Source organism: Symbiobacterium turbinis (assembly GCF_055383075.1).
On sequence record NZ_AP042433.1, the window covers coordinates 365,313 to 381,118 of the forward strand.

At 67.8% G+C, this 15,806-nt stretch carries 14 protein-coding genes; 12 read left to right on the top strand and 2 right to left on the bottom strand.

Annotation, left to right across the window (positions count from 1 at the left end; translation table 11 throughout):
* The first annotated feature begins 15 nt into the window (after positions 1-15).
* A complete protein-coding gene (locus ACZ45O_RS01735) occupies positions 16-963 on the top strand; it encodes a stalk domain-containing protein (RefSeq protein ID WP_464855249.1) in 948 nt (315 codons plus the stop codon).
* A 93-nt stretch (positions 964-1,056) separates the two neighbouring features.
* Here ACZ45O_RS01735 and ACZ45O_RS01740 read toward each other — a convergent pair whose 3' ends face one another.
* Positions 1,057-1,839, bottom strand: coding sequence for a hypothetical protein (locus ACZ45O_RS01740; protein WP_464855250.1), 783 nt, complete (start codon positions 1,837-1,839; stop codon positions 1,057-1,059).
* 486 nt (positions 1,840-2,325) lie between these two features.
* On the opposite strand from ACZ45O_RS01740, the gene ACZ45O_RS01745 reads away from it, so the two are divergent.
* From ACZ45O_RS01745 to proC, 9 genes are all read left to right on the top strand, one after another.
* A complete protein-coding gene (locus ACZ45O_RS01745; protein ID WP_464855251.1) occupies positions 2,326-2,796 on the top strand; it encodes a 2-thiouracil desulfurase family protein in 471 nt (156 codons plus the stop codon).
* Positions 2,797-2,860: 64 nt separating this feature from the next.
* On the top strand, positions 2,861-3,898 hold the full coding sequence (locus tag ACZ45O_RS01750; RefSeq protein WP_464855252.1) for a M20/M25/M40 family metallo-hydrolase: 1,038 nt from the start codon (positions 2,861-2,863) through the stop codon (positions 3,896-3,898).
* Positions 3,889-4,917 carry a M42 family metallopeptidase gene (locus ACZ45O_RS01755; protein WP_464855253.1) on the top strand — a complete coding sequence of 343 codons (1,029 nt, stop codon included), beginning with the start codon at positions 3,889-3,891 and terminating at the stop codon, positions 4,915-4,917. The genes ACZ45O_RS01750 and ACZ45O_RS01755 overlap by 10 nt, the downstream gene beginning before the upstream one ends.
* Positions 4,914-5,921: a M42 family metallopeptidase gene (locus ACZ45O_RS01760; RefSeq protein ID WP_464855254.1), complete on the top strand. Its 1,008-nt coding sequence runs from the start codon at positions 4,914-4,916 to the stop codon at positions 5,919-5,921. The genes ACZ45O_RS01755 and ACZ45O_RS01760 overlap by 4 nt, the downstream gene beginning before the upstream one ends.
* Positions 5,922-6,162: 241 nt before the next feature.
* Entirely contained in the window at positions 6,163-8,031 is a 1,869-nt protein-coding gene (locus tag ACZ45O_RS01765; RefSeq protein WP_464855255.1) for a methyl-accepting chemotaxis protein, read from the top strand.
* A 141-nt stretch (positions 8,032-8,172) separates the two neighbouring features.
* Complete coding sequence (locus tag ACZ45O_RS01770) at positions 8,173-8,670, top strand: V4R domain-containing protein (RefSeq protein ID WP_464855256.1); 498 nt, start codon at positions 8,173-8,175, stop codon at positions 8,668-8,670.
* Positions 8,667-8,933: a hypothetical protein gene (locus ACZ45O_RS01775; protein WP_464855257.1), complete on the top strand. Its 267-nt coding sequence runs from the start codon at positions 8,667-8,669 to the stop codon at positions 8,931-8,933. The genes ACZ45O_RS01770 and ACZ45O_RS01775 overlap by 4 nt, the downstream gene beginning before the upstream one ends.
* 248 nt (positions 8,934-9,181) lie before the next feature.
* The gene (gene tatC, locus ACZ45O_RS01780; RefSeq protein WP_464855258.1) at positions 9,182-9,874 is read left to right on the top strand and encodes a twin-arginine translocase subunit TatC; all 693 of its coding nucleotides are present in this window, start codon (positions 9,182-9,184) and stop codon (positions 9,872-9,874) included.
* Between the two features lie 1,035 nt (positions 9,875-10,909).
* Positions 10,910-11,755 (top strand): pyrroline-5-carboxylate reductase, encoded by an 846-nt coding sequence (gene proC / locus ACZ45O_RS01785; protein WP_464855259.1) that lies wholly within the window; start codon positions 10,910-10,912, stop codon positions 11,753-11,755.
* 205 nt (positions 11,756-11,960) lie between these two features.
* Here proC and ACZ45O_RS01790 read toward each other — a convergent pair whose 3' ends face one another.
* Positions 11,961-13,187 carry an amidase domain-containing protein gene (locus ACZ45O_RS01790; RefSeq protein WP_464855260.1) on the bottom strand — a complete coding sequence of 409 codons (1,227 nt, stop codon included), beginning with the start codon at positions 13,185-13,187 and terminating at the stop codon, positions 11,961-11,963.
* 160 nt (positions 13,188-13,347) lie between these two features.
* Here ACZ45O_RS01790 and sleB point away from each other — a divergent pair, with 160 nt between their 5' ends.
* Both sleB and ypeB read left to right on the top strand, forming a co-directional pair.
* A complete protein-coding gene (sleB, locus tag ACZ45O_RS01795; protein WP_464855261.1) occupies positions 13,348-14,043 on the top strand; it encodes a spore cortex-lytic enzyme in 696 nt (231 codons plus the stop codon).
* Between the two features lie 200 nt (positions 14,044-14,243).
* On the top strand, positions 14,244-15,653 hold the full coding sequence (ypeB, locus tag ACZ45O_RS01800) for a germination protein YpeB (protein ID WP_464855262.1): 1,410 nt from the start codon (positions 14,244-14,246) through the stop codon (positions 15,651-15,653).
* Positions 15,654-15,806: the final 153 nt, after the last annotated feature.

Consider the following 15,806-nt stretch of genomic DNA (forward strand, 5'->3'; position numbering starts at 1 on the left):
GGAGGCGGATGGACGATGCAACCTTCCTGGAAACGGCGGATCCTGGCGGCTCTGGCGCTCGCAGCGCTTCTGGGCACAGTCCCGGCGCCTGCCGGCGCCGCAGACTATAAGGTGATCAGCAACGGCGCCGTGGTGGCCGGCGCGCAGGCCGAGATGGTCAGCGGCCAGCTCATGACGGCGGTGCGCCCCTACGCCGAGAGCCTCGGCTACAAGGTGAGCTACGACAGCAAGAGCAAGATGATCACCGTCTCCAAGCCCGGCTACTGGCTGACCATGTGGATCGGGACCCACGTGGCCTTCCAGAACGACCGCCCCGTGTGGAGCCCGGTCAAGCCCTACATCAAGAACGGCCAGGCGATGGTGCCTGCCTGGTGGCTCGCGGTGCGCCTCGGCGCCGAGGTCTCCTACAGCAACTCCACTCTCACCGTCCAGAACGGCTACCAGTCCCCGAAGTCCGAGGCGGGCATCAACCCGAACCCCCGGCCCGACTCCCCCTTCGCCGATCCCACCTACGTCTTCCCGTTCCCGGAGGGGGCGACCTATTACGCCTACTCCGACACCATGGGCGCCTCCCGCTACTGGGACGGCGTGACCTTCGGCCACGACGGCACCGACATCCCGGCGCCGTACGGCACCCCCATCGTCGCGGTGGCCTCGGGAACCATCATCCGCTACGGCTGGAACACCCTGGGCGGATACCGCCTCACCATCGAGCTGGACGACCACCCCGGCTACAAGTTCTACTACGCCCACCTGAGCGGCTACGCGCCGGGCCTCTACGAGGGGAAGCACGTGAAGAAGGGCCAGCTGCTGGGCTACGTGGGCTCCACCGGCGAGGGCCCGGAGGGCACCTACGGCAAGTTCATCGACCACCTGCACTTCACGATCTACGACCGCAACTGGAACGCCATCAACTCCTACCCGCTCCTGAAGTACTGGGAGGGGAACAAGGCGAAGTTGTAATGCCAGAGGCACAGGGCTGCCCCGCCATTTCGGCGGGGCAGTGCGTTTTCTGGCGTTATGCGCATGTCTTTGGGCCGTTCCGGACAGGCAGCATCATTCCGGCCGCGGCAGGTCAAGAGATCGTATTTCCGCGGGTACGGCATCCACCCAGACGGTGACCCACACCTCGCCGCCCCGCAGCGCCTTCACCTCCCACATGGGAGATTCCGCTCCGATTCCGCCGGCGCCGGAGCCGGGGCCATCGCCATGGTACGTCGCGACCCACTGGTTCTCGCGACTCTCCGGGTACCGGGCCCTGGCGATTCGGATTGCAGCCTCCTCCGATACCTCGGCGGTCCCGCGCATGTGCGACCACATGGTGGTCATCCCGCCTGGTTCGTGAGTCGCAGAGAGACTGACGAACACGTCCCCTTTCCGGAAAAGCAGAGCCCCGTCGGGAGCGGGCAGGGATTCCCATCCCTGCGCCCGCATTTCCGCCCGGTACCACTCCAGCAGTTCGGCCGCGGTTACGCCGCCGGCCCGCGACAGGTAGCGGCCTTCCGAGTACGGCAGGTGATCCGCGAAGGCCGGATGGGTGGGGAAAGCAAACAGGGCTGGGTCGTTGGGCAGTCGGCGGGGCTCGTCCGCCTGCGTCACGCTGATGGCTTCCGCCGGAACCTCCAGGAAACGCTCGCCGCCGTCCCACACCAGACGCACGCGCAGCGGCCTTACGGCGAGCTGCCGCACTTCGTCCACCTGGCCCCAGTCTGGGAACGCAAAGGTCTGTCCGAGACCAAAGGACGGCTGCTCCGGCGTCAGATCATAGCTGCGCGGCGAGACCAGGTAGGGGTCGACATCCTGGCCGATTCGGGTGATCTCCTCCGGATAGAAGATCACCGTCCGTAAGTTTCGCAGATTCTTCCCGGACACAGATTCCACATTCACCATGAAGGAAGCCAGCCCGCCCCCCACGAGTTCATGATGCGGATGGAGCATGAGCTTCCCGGTGATCACAAAGCCTGACTCTGCGCCGGCAGGGACAAAATGTGTCTCCGCAGGAATGTTGGTAAGAGAACCCTCAGCCCGGGGGCTGCACCCGGCCAGCGCAGCAACCAAGAGCAGCGCCGCCGTCGTCCGCCTGATCTTCACTTGCTTCCTCCTCGCCGCGTCCTCTGCGGTGCCAACGGTGCCAAATCGGTGTGAACGACTCACGCATTAGACGGGCTGCACGTAGGAAATTTCCAAAGTTTACGGGTTATGCAAGGCTGGATTGCGTGATCCCGCCGGCGTCTGATGCTCCCGGTAATCGCCGCCGCAGGTAGGAGACCGGCAGGTTTCCCCCGAACTGGATGCGGGAGACTAGGGCGAGAGGAGATGAACCCCATGATCCTGGTGAGCGCCTGCCTGGTCGGCTGCCGCTGCCGGTACGACCAGGGGTCCAAGCCGCACGATCCCGTGATCGCCCTGATCCGGGAGGGGAAGGCGGTGCCGGTCTGCCCCGAGCAGATGGGCGGCCTGCCCACGCCGCGGCTGCCCGCGGAGATCGTCGGCGGCGACGGCGACGACGTGCTGGACGGCTGCGCCCGGGTGGTCAACTCGGCCGGGGAGGACGTGACGGCGCAGTTTCTGGCCGGCGCCCGGGAGGCCCTGCGCATGGCCGAGGCCGCCGGCGCGGCGGTGGCGATCTTGAAGGAGCGCAGCCCCTCCTGCGGCAGCGCGGCGATCTACGACGGCAGCTTCAGCGGCGGGGTGCGCTCTGGTGTCGGGGTTACCGCCGCCCTGCTCAGGCGGCACGGCCTGCAGGTGTACTCGGAGGAGAATTGGCCGGCACATACAGGAGAAAGCCGGTCCTGACGGCGAATGTACCAGGATATCACTGGAAAGAAGGGGCGACCGCGCGTTGGACATGACCCAACACTTGGCTGAACTGACCCGGCTCAGCAGCATCACCGGGCGCGAACGGGCGGTGGCGGAATACCTCCTGGAAGCCTGGGATCCGCTGGTGGACGAGGCCTACCTCGACCGCCTGGGCAGCTACGTCGGGCTGAAGCGGGGCGAGGGCCCGGAGCCCCGCCCGCGCGTGATGGCCGCGGCCCACATCGACTCCATCGGCGGCGTGGTGACCGCGATCGAACCCGGCGGGTTTATCCGGTTTTCCCCCGTGGGCGGCGTGGACCGGCGGCTCCTGATGGCGCAGGAGATGGAGGTGCACGGCCGCCGGGTGGTCCCCGGCGTAGTGGGCACGAAGCCGCCGCACGTCACCAGCCCCGAGGAGCGCAGGAAGCTGGTGCCGGTGGAGGATCTCTTCATCGATACCGGACTCCCGGAGGATGAGGTGCGGGAACTGGTGCAGATCGGCGACCCGGTGCTGTTCCGCTACCAGTTCCGGATCCTGCAGAACGGGCGCATCTCCAGCCGCTACCTGGACAACCGGGCCAGCCAGGCCGCGCTGGCCGTGGCCCTGCAGGAGCTGAAGGGGCTGCGCCACACGGCGGACTTCTACGCCGTGGGCACGGTGGGCGAGGAGTTCGGCGCCTACCCCGGGGCGGTGGCGGCGGCCTACGCCATCGAGCCCGACATCGCCATCGCCGTCGACGTCACCTTCGCCCGTCACCCCGGCAGCGAGAAGGATGCGTTCCCCCTGGGCGGTGGGCCCACCATCGGCGTGGGGCCGAGCTGCACGCCGGCACTGACGAAGTTGATCCGGAAGGTCGCCGATGAGGTCGGCATCGACTACCACCTGGAGGTGATGTCCGGCCCCTCGGGCACCGACGCCTGGGGCATGCAGGTGGTGCGGGGCGGGGTGGCCACCGGCATCATCTCGATCCCGCTCCGGTACATGCACACGCCGGTGGAGCTGGTGGACCTGGCCGACATCCGGCAGGCCGGCCGGCTGCTGGCGCAGGTGGTGGCGCGAATCGATCAGGCCTTTGTGGAGGAGTTGCGATGCTTCTAGAACGGCTGTCCAATGCCTGCGGCGTGTCAGGCGACGAGAGCGGCGTACGCGCCCTCCTGAAGGAGATCCTGGCGCCGCGGGTCGACGAAATGTGGACGGACCCCATGGGCAATCTGATCGTGCGCAAGGGATCGGGGCCCGTGCGGGTGATGCTGGACGCCCACATGGACGAGGTGGGCTTCCTGGTGGGCGAGATCACCGACGAGGGCTACCTGTCGCTTCGCAAGGTGGGCGGCCTGGACGACCGGGTGCTGCCCGGCCGGCAGGTCTGGGTGGGCCACCGGCGCATCCCCGGCGTCATCGGCGCCAAGGCCTGGCACCTGTGCAGCCCCGAGGAGCGGAAGAAGGTCATCCCGTTTGACGACATGTACGTCGACCTGGGCTGCCGCTCCCGCGCGGAGGTAGAGGCGCTGGGCATCGAGCTGGGCGACCCGGTCTACTTCGCCACCGAGTTCGAGCTGATGGGCGACCGGGTGGCCAAGGGCAAGGCCCTGGACGACCGGGTGGGCTGCACGGTGCTGGCACGGGTGCTCCTGGAGTACGACTTCCCGGGCATCACCCTGCTGGGGGCGTTCACCACCCAGGAAGAGGTGGGGCTCCGGGGCGCGCAGGTGGCGGCATACCACCTGAAGCCCGACGTTGCCCTGGCCCTGGAGGGGACGGGCTCGGCCAATGTGGCCGGGGTCGACCCGTTCGACACCATCACCAACATGGGGGAGGGGCCGGTGATCTCGCTGATGGACGCCTCCGGCATCCCCCACAAGCGGGTCTGGGACGAGCTGGTGCGCCTGGCCCGGGAGCACGGGATCCGGCACCAGTTCCGGCGCATGACCGCGGGCGGCACGGACGCCGGCGCCATCGCCCGGGCGCGGGAGGGCGTGCCGGTCTGCACCATCTCGGTGCCCTGCCGCTACATTCACACCAACGCCGCCCTCTGCCACCTCGACGACGTGGACGGCGCGGTGCAGCTGGTCCGGCGGTTCCTGGAAAGCGTGGAGAAGGGGGAGTTCCGCCCATGAAGGAGAAGCTGCGTGATCGCGTAAGGGAGCTGGCCGCGCTGTGGGGCCCCTCGGGGCGGGAGCAGCGGGTGCAGGACGCCCTGCGGGCCATGATCACACCCTACGTGGATGAGGTGCGCGCCGACCGGTTCGGCAACCTGCTGGCCGTGCGGAAGGGGAAGGAGGGCGGCCGCCGGGTGTTGCTCTCGGCCCACATGGACACGCCGGGGGCCATCGCCCTCAACGTGAGCGACAAGGGGCTGATCTACCTCGCCCCGGTGGGCGGGCTGAAGGCCCACCAGGTGGTGGGGCAGCGGGTCGTGTGGTCCAGCGGCGCCATCGGCGTGCTGCAGTATGAACACACCGACGAGCCGAAGGAACTGAGCTTCAAGAAGCTCTTCTGCGACATCGGCGCCACGTCGAAGGACGAGGCGCTGGAGCGGGTGGCCCTGGGCGACATGTGCACCCTGGCCGGGCCGGTGGAGGCGTGGGGCGACCTGATTGTGGGCCCCGGGCTGGACAACCGGCTGGGCTGCGCGGTGCTGCTGGAGGTGGCGGAGCACCTGGCGGACAGCGAGCACACGGTGCTGTTTGCTTTCACCGCGCAGGGGGAGGTGGCCCCGCGGGGCGCCGCAGTGGCGGCCTTCGGCGCCGAGCCCGACCTGGCCCTGCTGGTGGACTCGGCCCTTAGCGGCGACCAGTCCGGCGTGCGGCAGGTGGCCACCCGCCTGAGCGGCGGTCCGGCGCTGCGGCTGAAGGACTCCGGCTACGTGGCGCACCACGGCCTGGCGGAGCACATCGCGGCCGTGGCCGAGGCCGAGCAGATCCCGCTGCAGCGCAGCGTGAGCCCCACCGACAGCGCGGGCTGGACGGTGGCCCGGGTCGGCTCCGGGGTGCCCACGGTGGTGATCGACATCCCCGTGCGGTACCGGGGCACCGGCGGGGAGATGGCCAGCATCCGGGACGCGCACGGCGCGGCGGACCTGCTGCTGAAGCTGCTGGGAGGGTCGTTGGAGATCGGGTAGGCAGAGGTGATGAGGAGCAATACACGGGGGGCACCCGACGGCGCAGCCGTCGGGTGCCTGCGCGTTCGGCTTAGATTCTCCTTGACCAGAAAGTAAATACCTGTGAAGATGGTGTCGAGTCGGTTTTTTCATCTTCTTCCGCAGCTTGTTCGCATGTCGCCTCTGGCTTGTGTGAAGCTCAAGGCGACTGCGCGACCTTCACTGCCCCATATACGCAATACGGTCTACAGGAGGAAAATCGATGCGCTGGCTCAGTCGACTCAACCTCTTTGCCAAGGTTCTCTTGTCGCCGGTCATCGTCATGGTTCTGGCCGCCGTCGTGGCCACCACGACATACATGACGATGAGCCGTACCATCGCTACCCTCGAACACTTGGCCGCAGATGAGGTGCTGATCGAGGGAAGCCACGACATCCAGGCGGATCTCCTGCGGCAGCTAGGTTATATCCGCGACTACATCATCTCCGCGGATGAGGCGTCCCTGACCCGGGTGGCCGAGGCGCAGGCGAACCTGCTGGCCACGGTGGACCGCATGATGGAGACCGCCCCCGACGAGGAGACGCGCACACAGTTCCGCACCATCCAGGCGGAGCAGGAGCTCTACGCCGAGATCCTGAAGACGGTGGAGGCCGAGGTGCGCAGGGGCAACCGGGACCAAGCCGCAGCGGTCCTGCGTCTGCAGGCCTTCCCAAAGATGAACACGATGCTGGATCAGACCGAGCAGATCATCGCCCAGGTCAGCAGCGGTGCGGATGAGACCCGGCGCGCCCTGCTGTCGGGCGCGGCGGGCATGCAGGTCGTCCTTCCCGCCGCCATGCTGCTCGCCACAGTGATCGGGCTGGTCGTGGCCCTGGCGGTGGCCCGGGCGATCGTGAAGCCGATTCAGCGCCTGGCGGCTGCCGTCGCCCAGGTGGCCGACGGCGACCTGAGCATCGGCGAGCTGCCGGTCACCGGGCGCGACGAGGTCGGCCAGATGACACAGGCCTTCAACACGATGCGCTTCCGGTTCCGCAAACTGATACAGGGAGTCGGCGGGGCCCTGAGGGTGGTGCTGCGCGCGTCGGAACAGCTTTCGGCTGCCGCCGAGCAGGCAGCAACTGCGGCTGAGGGCACATCCCAGGCGATTGCGCAGGTCGCAACCAGCAGCGGGGAGCAGGCCACCAGTACGGCGGAAGCCAACTCGCTGGTGGAGCAGCTCCGGGACGCCATCCAGCAGATCGCCGCGAGCGCGGGCAATTCGGCCGTCGAAGTTAACGAGGCCGCCGCCCGCCAGCACGATATGGCCCGGGAGCTGGACGACATGTCCCGGATCGCCGCGGCCACCGCCCAGGTGTCGGCGGAGGCCGAACAACGGGCGCGGGCCGCCGCCGAGGTGGTGGCGCGGGCCCTGAAGGAGATCGAGCAGGTGGCCGTCGTGGTCGGGCAGTCGGCCGAACGCATAGAGGAGCTGGATCGGCTGTCGGAGCAGGTGGGCTCCATCACCGACGCCATCTCCAGCATCGCCCAGCAGACCAACCTGCTGGCCCTCAACGCTGCGATTGAGGCAGCCCGGGCGGGCGAACACGGCCGGGGGTTTGCGGTGGTGGCGGATGAGGTTCGCAAGCTCGCCGAGCAGTCGGCTGCCTCGGCCGGGGAGATCGCCGACCTGATCGGGAACATCCAGACCGGGACCGCGGAGGCCGTGAAGGCGATGACCCTGGGCACGGAACGGCTGGCTGCGGGCAACGAGCTGGCCGCGCGCGCGGGCGAGGCGCTGGAGGAGATCTTGACCGCGGTGAAGCAGGCGGCGGTCGAGGTCGGGCGGATTGCGCAGAAGGCCGGGCAGGTGAAGGAACAGGCGGTCGCGACGGTCCAAACGTTCAATAATGTCGCGGCGATGACACAGGAGAACACCGCGGCGAGCGAGGAGATGGCGGCCGGCGCCGCGGAGGTGACGAACGCCGTGAACCGGATCGCACGGCTGTCGGAGCAGAACGCCGCCGCGGCCGAGGAGGTGTCGGCTTCGGTGGAGCAACTGACGGCGTCAGCGGAGCAGGTGGCGTCGTCGGCCCGGAACCTGAAGACGGTGGCCACCAAACTGCAGGAGCGGGTCGGACGGATGCGCACATAAAGGAAGTTCAAGGCCTGGCGGCGCAACCGCCGGGCCCTTTTCTTATGGCTGCGGGCGACCAGGCGTGATGCGCGTCACCGCCTGGCGGCGCTGCAAGTGGTTAGATATGGGCAAGTTCGCTGGAAAAGGAGTGGTGCGGAGGTGGCTAAGAAACGTCCGGTCCTGGGTGACGCGGTGCATGCGGAGGCGTTCCAACTCTTCCGCCTCCTCGGGTTTGACAGCCTGACCGCCGCGCTGGGGATAGAGGGTGAGGAGGAGGACGAGGTTCAGTACATGGCCGGCATGTCCATGGGCCGGGCCCTGGTGCGGCGGGGCCGGGTCAGGGCGTACGGGCCCGACGAGGCGCACGGGCTCGACGGCCTCATGGCCAGCTTAGGGGAGCTCTACCGCCGCATGGGCCTGGGGATCATCGAGTACCGGACGGGTGAGGACGGCTCCCTGATCGTCTCCGTTGCCGAATGCGCGGGATGCCACGGCGCCGAGTTCGTTGACCGGCCGATCTGCTTCGTGGAGGCCGGGCTGCTCTGCGGGCTCCTCTCCGAGGCGCTGGGGGGCGAGTACACGGCCCGGGAACACAAGTGCATCGGCGGAAAGGGTGACGAGGTGTGCGAGTTCATCATCACCCGGGTGAGCGCATGACGGCCCTCCAGGGCGTGGCTCCTGACCAGTATCCGGCGTGGACGGCCGAGGCCGTCGCACTACTCACCCCCGCCCTGAAGATCATGGCCAGGCCCGTGGTACTGAACAACCTGAAGCGGGTGGCGCAGGATCCGGCCCATCCCACGCAGGACGAGCTGCGGTTGTTCGTGGAGAAGGTGCGTCGCGGCATCAAGACCTTCGGGAGCGCCGAACAGGCGGACCAGCTGGCCGGACAGCTGGCGTCCCGGCTCGGGGTGCGGTAGCCTCCACTTCCGAAACCCCGGGCGCCGCAGGGTGCCGGGTCCCAGAGAGAGGCTGTCCCCAATCCTCAGTGGCTGTACCCAATCCGGAGTGGTAGTCCCCTGTTCCGGAGTGGCTACCCCCCCGGCAGGGTGGGTTGACGTTGCCCTCACGGACGGGATACACTTCAGGGGTGAGCGGATACGCCTGAAGTCCAGGAGTCGCTCGGAATGGGGAGTATGGCAAGATGCACGATAAAGAGCAGACTTTAGTGGAGCACCTGACGGAGCTGCGGGAGCGCATCATCAAGTCGCTGATTGCCCTTGTGATCGGAGTATTCATCGCAGTATTCGTGTCGCAGCCAATCTTCAAGTACATCATGGAGCAGGCGAAGGCTGACGGTGTACAACTCATACAGTACACCTTTGCCGATACGTTCCTCACCCAACTCAGGCTGGCCATCGTGTTGGGGCTGGTGCTGGCCTTTCCGGTGGTCCTGTACCAGATCGTCGCCTTCATCCTGCCGGCGCTGAAGCCGGAGGAGAAGCGGCTGCTCTACATCGGCCTGCCCTTTGCCACGGGGCTCTTCCTGGCCGGCTGGGCGTTTGGCTGGTTCATCGTGGTGCCCATCACGAAGCAGTTCTTCCTGTCGATTGCCCGTTCGGTGGAAGTCGTGGACGCCATCACGCCCAGCAACTACGTCAAGTTCGTCCTGGGCATCTGCAACCCCCTGGGCATCGCCTTCGAACTGCCGCTGGTGGTGCTCATCCTGGCGCGCATCGGGCTGGTGACCCACCAGTTCCTGAGCCGGGTGCGCAAGTACGCCTTCCTGGCGCTCATGATTCTCGCGGCGGTACTCTCGCCTCCCGACGTGATCTCCATGACGATCTTCCTGGTGCCCCTTTACGGGTTGTACGAGTTCTCGATCATCCTGGCCCGGTTCGCGGCGCCGAAGAATCAGTAGGCCCGGCGTCGTGCCGATCCCGAGAGCCGAGGAGGTCCGGGAGTTCCTGGCGAACCAGTCCTTAGGATTGTGTATACGCACCGCCGTGCCCCCGTTCGGGGGCACGGCGGTGTTGTGTATGGGGGAGCACATTCGCTCCGGTGGAGACTGGGCCAGGTGGTGCGGCGGGGTGTACGCGGGCGGCCGACGGCGGTGGGAAGCGGCGGCGGTGAGAGGGGCGCCTGCGTTGGTAACATTGTGCAGTTTCGTGGAGTGCAGGTGGCGCAAGGGTTTCGGGATTCGCGGCCTGGGAACAGCTTGTGGGACAAGGGCTTGAGGAAAGTGCACATTCGTTCCGGTGGAGGCTGGGCGAGGTGGAGCGGCGGGATGTACGCGGGCGGTGGACGGCGGTGGGAATCGGCGGCGGGTAGAGTGGCGCCTGCGTTGGCAACATTGTGCAGTTTCGTGGAGTGCAGGCGGCGCAAGGGATTCAGGGTTCGCGGCTCCGGAAAAGCTTGTGGGACAAGGGGTTGGGGAAAGTGCACATTCGTTCCCATGAGTGCCGCCATGCGAGCTCACACTGCACCCCCGGGAACGCTGACAACCCCCGGGAGAGCAGGCACTTGCAAGCAATACCGCAGGAAATCACCCACGCCAGCCGAAAACTACGGAAACTGAAGGAAATCGGGCAGCAACCCCCTTGACGCCGCACCCCGCTGCTGGTAAGATGCCTTTAACATCCTAAAGGCGACGATGGGGAACAGTAGGGCGCACCTCCGCCGTGCAGAGAGCCCGGGCCCGCCAGTGGCGGCGCTGAGAGCCCGGGTCGGTACGAGACGCTCGAACCCGCCCCGGAGCCGGCGGCGATGAGCCGTCCCGGCCTGGCCAGCCGTTAGCGAGGGCCACGGGTCACAGCGCCCGGTTGAGTGGGTCGCCCCGCAGGCGGCCAATGAAGGTGGTACCGCGGAGGTTACATGCCCTTCGCCCTTCCGACAGGTTGGGCGAAGGGCGTTCTTGTTTACGGGGCTTTGGTCGGAGAGAGCGGAGGTGGAGCGGATGCTTACGGGTAATGTGGGATTCCTGGGTGCGGGCGCGATTGCGGAGGCCCTGATCCGCGGCATGCTGGACGCCGGGGTTGTGCGGCCCGAGCAGGTGCTGGTGAGCAACCGCTCCGATCGGGAGCGCCTGGCCGAGTTGAACCGGCGGTATGGTGTGCGCACCGCTGGAAGCAAGGGCTACGTGGCGGACGTCTGCCAGGTGCTGGTGCTGGCCTGCAAGCCGAAGGACGTGGCTGGGCTGCTGGCCGAGATCGGCGGCCGGTGCCGGAGGGGACAGATCATGCTCTCGCTGGCCGCCGGGATCTCTACGTCTTACATTGAAGAGCGGGTGCCCGCAGGCGTGATGGTGGTGCGGGCGATGCCCAACACGTCGTGTCAGGTGGGCGAGTCGGCCACCGCAATCTGCGCCGGCAGTGCGGCCACACCCGAGGCGATGCGGCTGGTTACTGAGATGCTGACCAGCGTGGGGCAGGTATATACGGTGCCCGAGGAGCACATGGATGCAGTAACCGGCCTCTCGGGTAGCGGCCCTGCGTACGTGTATTACATCGTCGAGGCGATGATCGAGGCTGGTGAGGCCGTCGGACTCGCCCCCGATGTGGCCCGCGCGCTGACGCTGCAGACGCTGAAGGGCGCGGCCCTGACTCTGGCCACCACCGGGGCCGATCCCGCCGTGCTGCGCGAGCAGGTCACGTCGCCCGGCGGCACCACTGCGGCAGGTCTTCAGGTGCTTCGGGAGGCAGGATTTGCCCAGGCGCTGATCCGGGCGATTGCCCGGGCGACAGAACGCTCCCGAGAGCTTGGCCAGACGCCGGCGGAGGCGGCCACCGAAGTCGGCGACTGACCGCCGAACCACCCAGCAGGCCTGGATCGCACCAACGAGGCAGGTAACAACGGATGGGCGGAGACCGCACCAACGAGGCAGAGGCAACATCGGATGGCGGAGATCGTACCAACGAGGCAGGGACAGCATCGGATGGGGCGGGATCTCACCAACGAACCCGAGACAACATCCAACGGGCCGGGGAAAAATACCCCCGGCCCGTTGTTTAGTCGCGCAGGGCCACGAACCAGTAGATCGTCGTCTTGTCCCACCCCAGGTCGAAGGGCACGTGGTACCGGTCGGCAGTATGGGAGTTGGTCACCGGGTAGCCCCGGCTGTCGAAGCCGGTGATCACGGCGGAGTGGGTCAGCTTCCCCTTCTCCTCATACGCCAGCACGTCGCCGGGCTGGAGGAAGGAGCGGAACCCCTCCGGCCTGCCGGCGGCGAGCTGCCATACGGTAGCGAAGTCGCCCTTCACCACCAGGTCGCCCTTGCCCGAATACCGCAGGTGCGAGACCAGGCTCTCGACCCGGGTGAAGCCGGGCATTTGCAGCTTGCCCCCGTACCGGAGCGATTGCGAGACGAAGTTGGCGCAGTCGCCGCCCTCGCCCATGTAGTTGCGCACCTTGGGGTTGTACTTGTTGTCGTTGCCGCATCCGGCGGCCAGGCCGCAGTACGTGTCGGCGTACTCCACCGCGCCCCTGCGGTCGTAGCGGTGCGCCGTTGCAGTAGCAGCAGTTGCAGCCAGCGTGCGAGACCCAGTATGCCTCCTGCCCCCGGACGACCGGGGCCGGGGCAGTTCCGCCGGCGTCTCTGTCTCATCGCCCAGGGGGTCGGAGTACCACTCCAGGCCGATCAGCCAGCGCCCGTCCTCCGCCCGGTGCAGTTCGACGATGTGCCGGCTGCCCACGCCGAAGCGGTTCACTGTCTCCTCCCCCGGGTACTGATATCCCAGCTCCAGCGACTGGGCCACGTAGAAGCGGGCCCGGTCCTCCGTCATCTTGAGCTCCTTCACCCAGATCTTCGTGCGGGCGTGCACGAAGCGAACGCCCCGGGCCTCCGCCCACGCCTTCACGTATTTGTACTTGCCCTGCTCGTGCAGCAGGGCCCACTGCGCGGTCTTGCGCCCCGGCAGGAAGTCCTCTTCGAGCGGCGGTCCCTGCCAGCCGTCCAAGAACATCTGGGCCCTGCGCTCGTAGATCTCGCGCAGCCGGGACGTGAGATCGGGCTTTTCCGGTTCCGGCGGCCTCTCCGGTTCGGACGGCGGTTGCTGGGACTGGGCAGTGGCAGGCGCTGCAGCCTCGGCAGACGGCCACCGGGCACGTTCGCCCACGGTCGACACACGCGTGCCGACGGCCGGCACGTATCCGCTCAGCGACACCGGCGGCGCGGCGCCACTGAGCAGGGCTGCCAACCACAGCGCGTGGAGGATCAGGCGGTACCGCCGCTTCATGACAGAAATCCCTCCTGGCGGGCCATCGTCCGTGCTCTATTCTGTCCACCTGCGGCAGGCGCCGTGCATCCTCTTTCTGTCACGCGCAGCAGCGCCCGACATACCTGCGGCGCGCCTGGGAAAACTACGGTGCAGACCAGCAGCAGACGGAGGGGCAGACGTGCGCAAGAAAGTGGCAGTACCCGTGCTTCTTCTTACCTTGATCGTGCTCGCCCTCGGGAGCCTTCTGCCCCGCGGGCCCGGCGAGGCGGAGGCCGCGGCGCGGCCGACCCTGCGGCGCGGGGCCTCAGGCGACGCGGTGCGGGAGGTGCAGCAGCGGCTGAGGGACTGGGGCTACTACGAGGGCGCGGTGGACGGCAAGTTTGGCAGCCAGACGGAGCAGGCCGTGCGGTTCTTCCAGTCGCGCAACGGCCTTACGGTGGACGGCGTGGTGGGGCCGCAGACGTGGGCCGCGCTCGGCTACAGCGGCGGACAAACCGCATCGGTCGGTCCGCAGCGGCCGGGGGTCAACATCGATCTCCTGGCGCGGGTGGTGCGGGCCGAGGCGGAGGCAGAGCCTTATGAAGGAAAGGTCGCGGTGGCCGCCGTGCTGCTTAACCGGGTGGCCGATCCCCGCTTCCCCAAGACCCTCGAAGGGGTCATCTATGAGCCCCACGCCTTCGAGTCGGTCAGCAACGGGCGCATCTACAACACACCGCCCACCGCCGATGACCTGCGGGCGGCCCGGGATGCCGTGAACGGCTGGGATCCCACCTACGGCTCGGTCTTCTTCTGGAATCCGAGCAAGCCGGTCACCCCCTGGATCTGGTCACGCCCGATCGTCACGCAGATCGGCAACCACGTGTTCGCTCACTGAATCGGAAACAACGTCCTCGCTCACTGAATCTGCGGCAACGTCTTCGCTCACTGCGGCAATCGCACTGGCGCTCACTGCGGCAATCACGTGTGCGCCCACTGAGTCTGGCACTTGCGTGTTCGCTCACTGAAATCGAAGTGCTGGAGCGGGCGCCCCTGATCGCAGGCGCCGTCACGTGCAGAAGGCAAAGGGGGATCGAGATGCGTCGGGGCAGGATGATCGGGGGAGTGATCGCCGGGCTCCTGGCGGCCGGGGTGCTGGCCGTCTGGGGCGCCTACACGGTCCAGCTGAACCGGCAGTACCGGGCCCTGGCCTACGAGCTGGAGGCCGAGCGGCAGCGCAACTTCGCCGAGATGATCAGCCACGTCGAGGCGATGCGCGGGCTGATGGGCAAGAGCCTGGCGGCCGGGTCCACCCGGCAGAACGCCCTGTACATGGGGGAGGTCTACCGGCGGGCCAGCCTGGCCGCGTCCAACTTCATGGCCCTGCCGCTGCCGCAGGAGCTGGGCACCGCCACGGGGAAGTTCCTGAACCAGATCGGCGACTTCTCCTACAGCGTGGTGCGGAGCGAGGCGGCCGGCCGCCCCATGGACGAGGCCCAGCGGGCGGAGCTCGCCCGGCTCTACCAGGCCGCCAGCGACCTCACGGCATCGCTGCGCGAGACCGGCCGGGCGGCGGCCAACGAGGGCTTCCGCTTCGCCAGGGCGGGGGCCGGACTTTCCGACCTGTTCTCGGGGTGGCGGCAGCAGCGGTCCGCGGGCGGAACCGACCCCACGCAGGACCAGGCGGAGAAGCACCTGCTTCCACCGGGACTGGAGCAGGTGGGCCCCCAGATGGACCAGATGCCCGTGCTGGTGTACGACGGTCCCTTTTCGGATCACCTGGCGGAGCGCGCGCCGGCCATGGGCGGGCCGGTGATCACGGCCGAGGAGGCCAAAGCGCGGGCCCTGGCCTACCTGCCCGAGGGGGTTACCGCCGATGTGCTGCAGGTGGGCGAGCGCAACGGCCGGGTGCCGGTCTGGGCGGTGCGCCTCTCGCCCGGACAGGGGCGGCCGGCGATCACCGTGGACGTCACCAGGGAAGGCGGCCACCTGGTCTCGTACATCAACGCCCGGCCGGCCGGAGAGCCCAGGCTCACGTTGGAGGAAGCCCGGGAGGCCGGGCTCAGCTACCTGGCGGCGCACGGGTGGACCGACATGGAGCCCACCTACGGCGAGGTGGCCGACGGCTTCGCCACGGTGCAGTACGTGGCCGCTCCCGGGGGCGTGCTGATCTACCCGGACCAGGTGAAGGTGCGCATCGCCCTCGATAATGGCGAGGTGGTGGGCGTCGATGCCCGCAGCTACGTCATGTCGCACCGGGAGCGCGGGGGCCTGACGCCGGCGGTGACCCGGGAGCAGGCGCAGGCCGCGGTGAACCCCGCGCTGGCCGTGGAGGAGGTGCGGCTGGCCCTGATTCCCACCGAGGCCGGCGACGGCGAGGTGCTCGCCTGGGAGTTCCGCGGCACGCTGGGGGAAGAGACCTATCTGGTCTACGTGAACGCCCACACCGGCCTGGAGGAGCGGATCCTGCAGATGCTGATCACGGAGAGCGGAACGCTCGCGCTGTAACGAACACTCGCGCTGCAACCTGCGTGCAGATGCTTGACAACCCGCGGACGTCGTGGTAATCTCTCCACGCAAGCATTAACGGGACCTCAGAAGCAGAAGCCACCGCTTCTCACCGTACGGCCGGTTGCCAGTACGGTTCGGAGGTTGAGTACG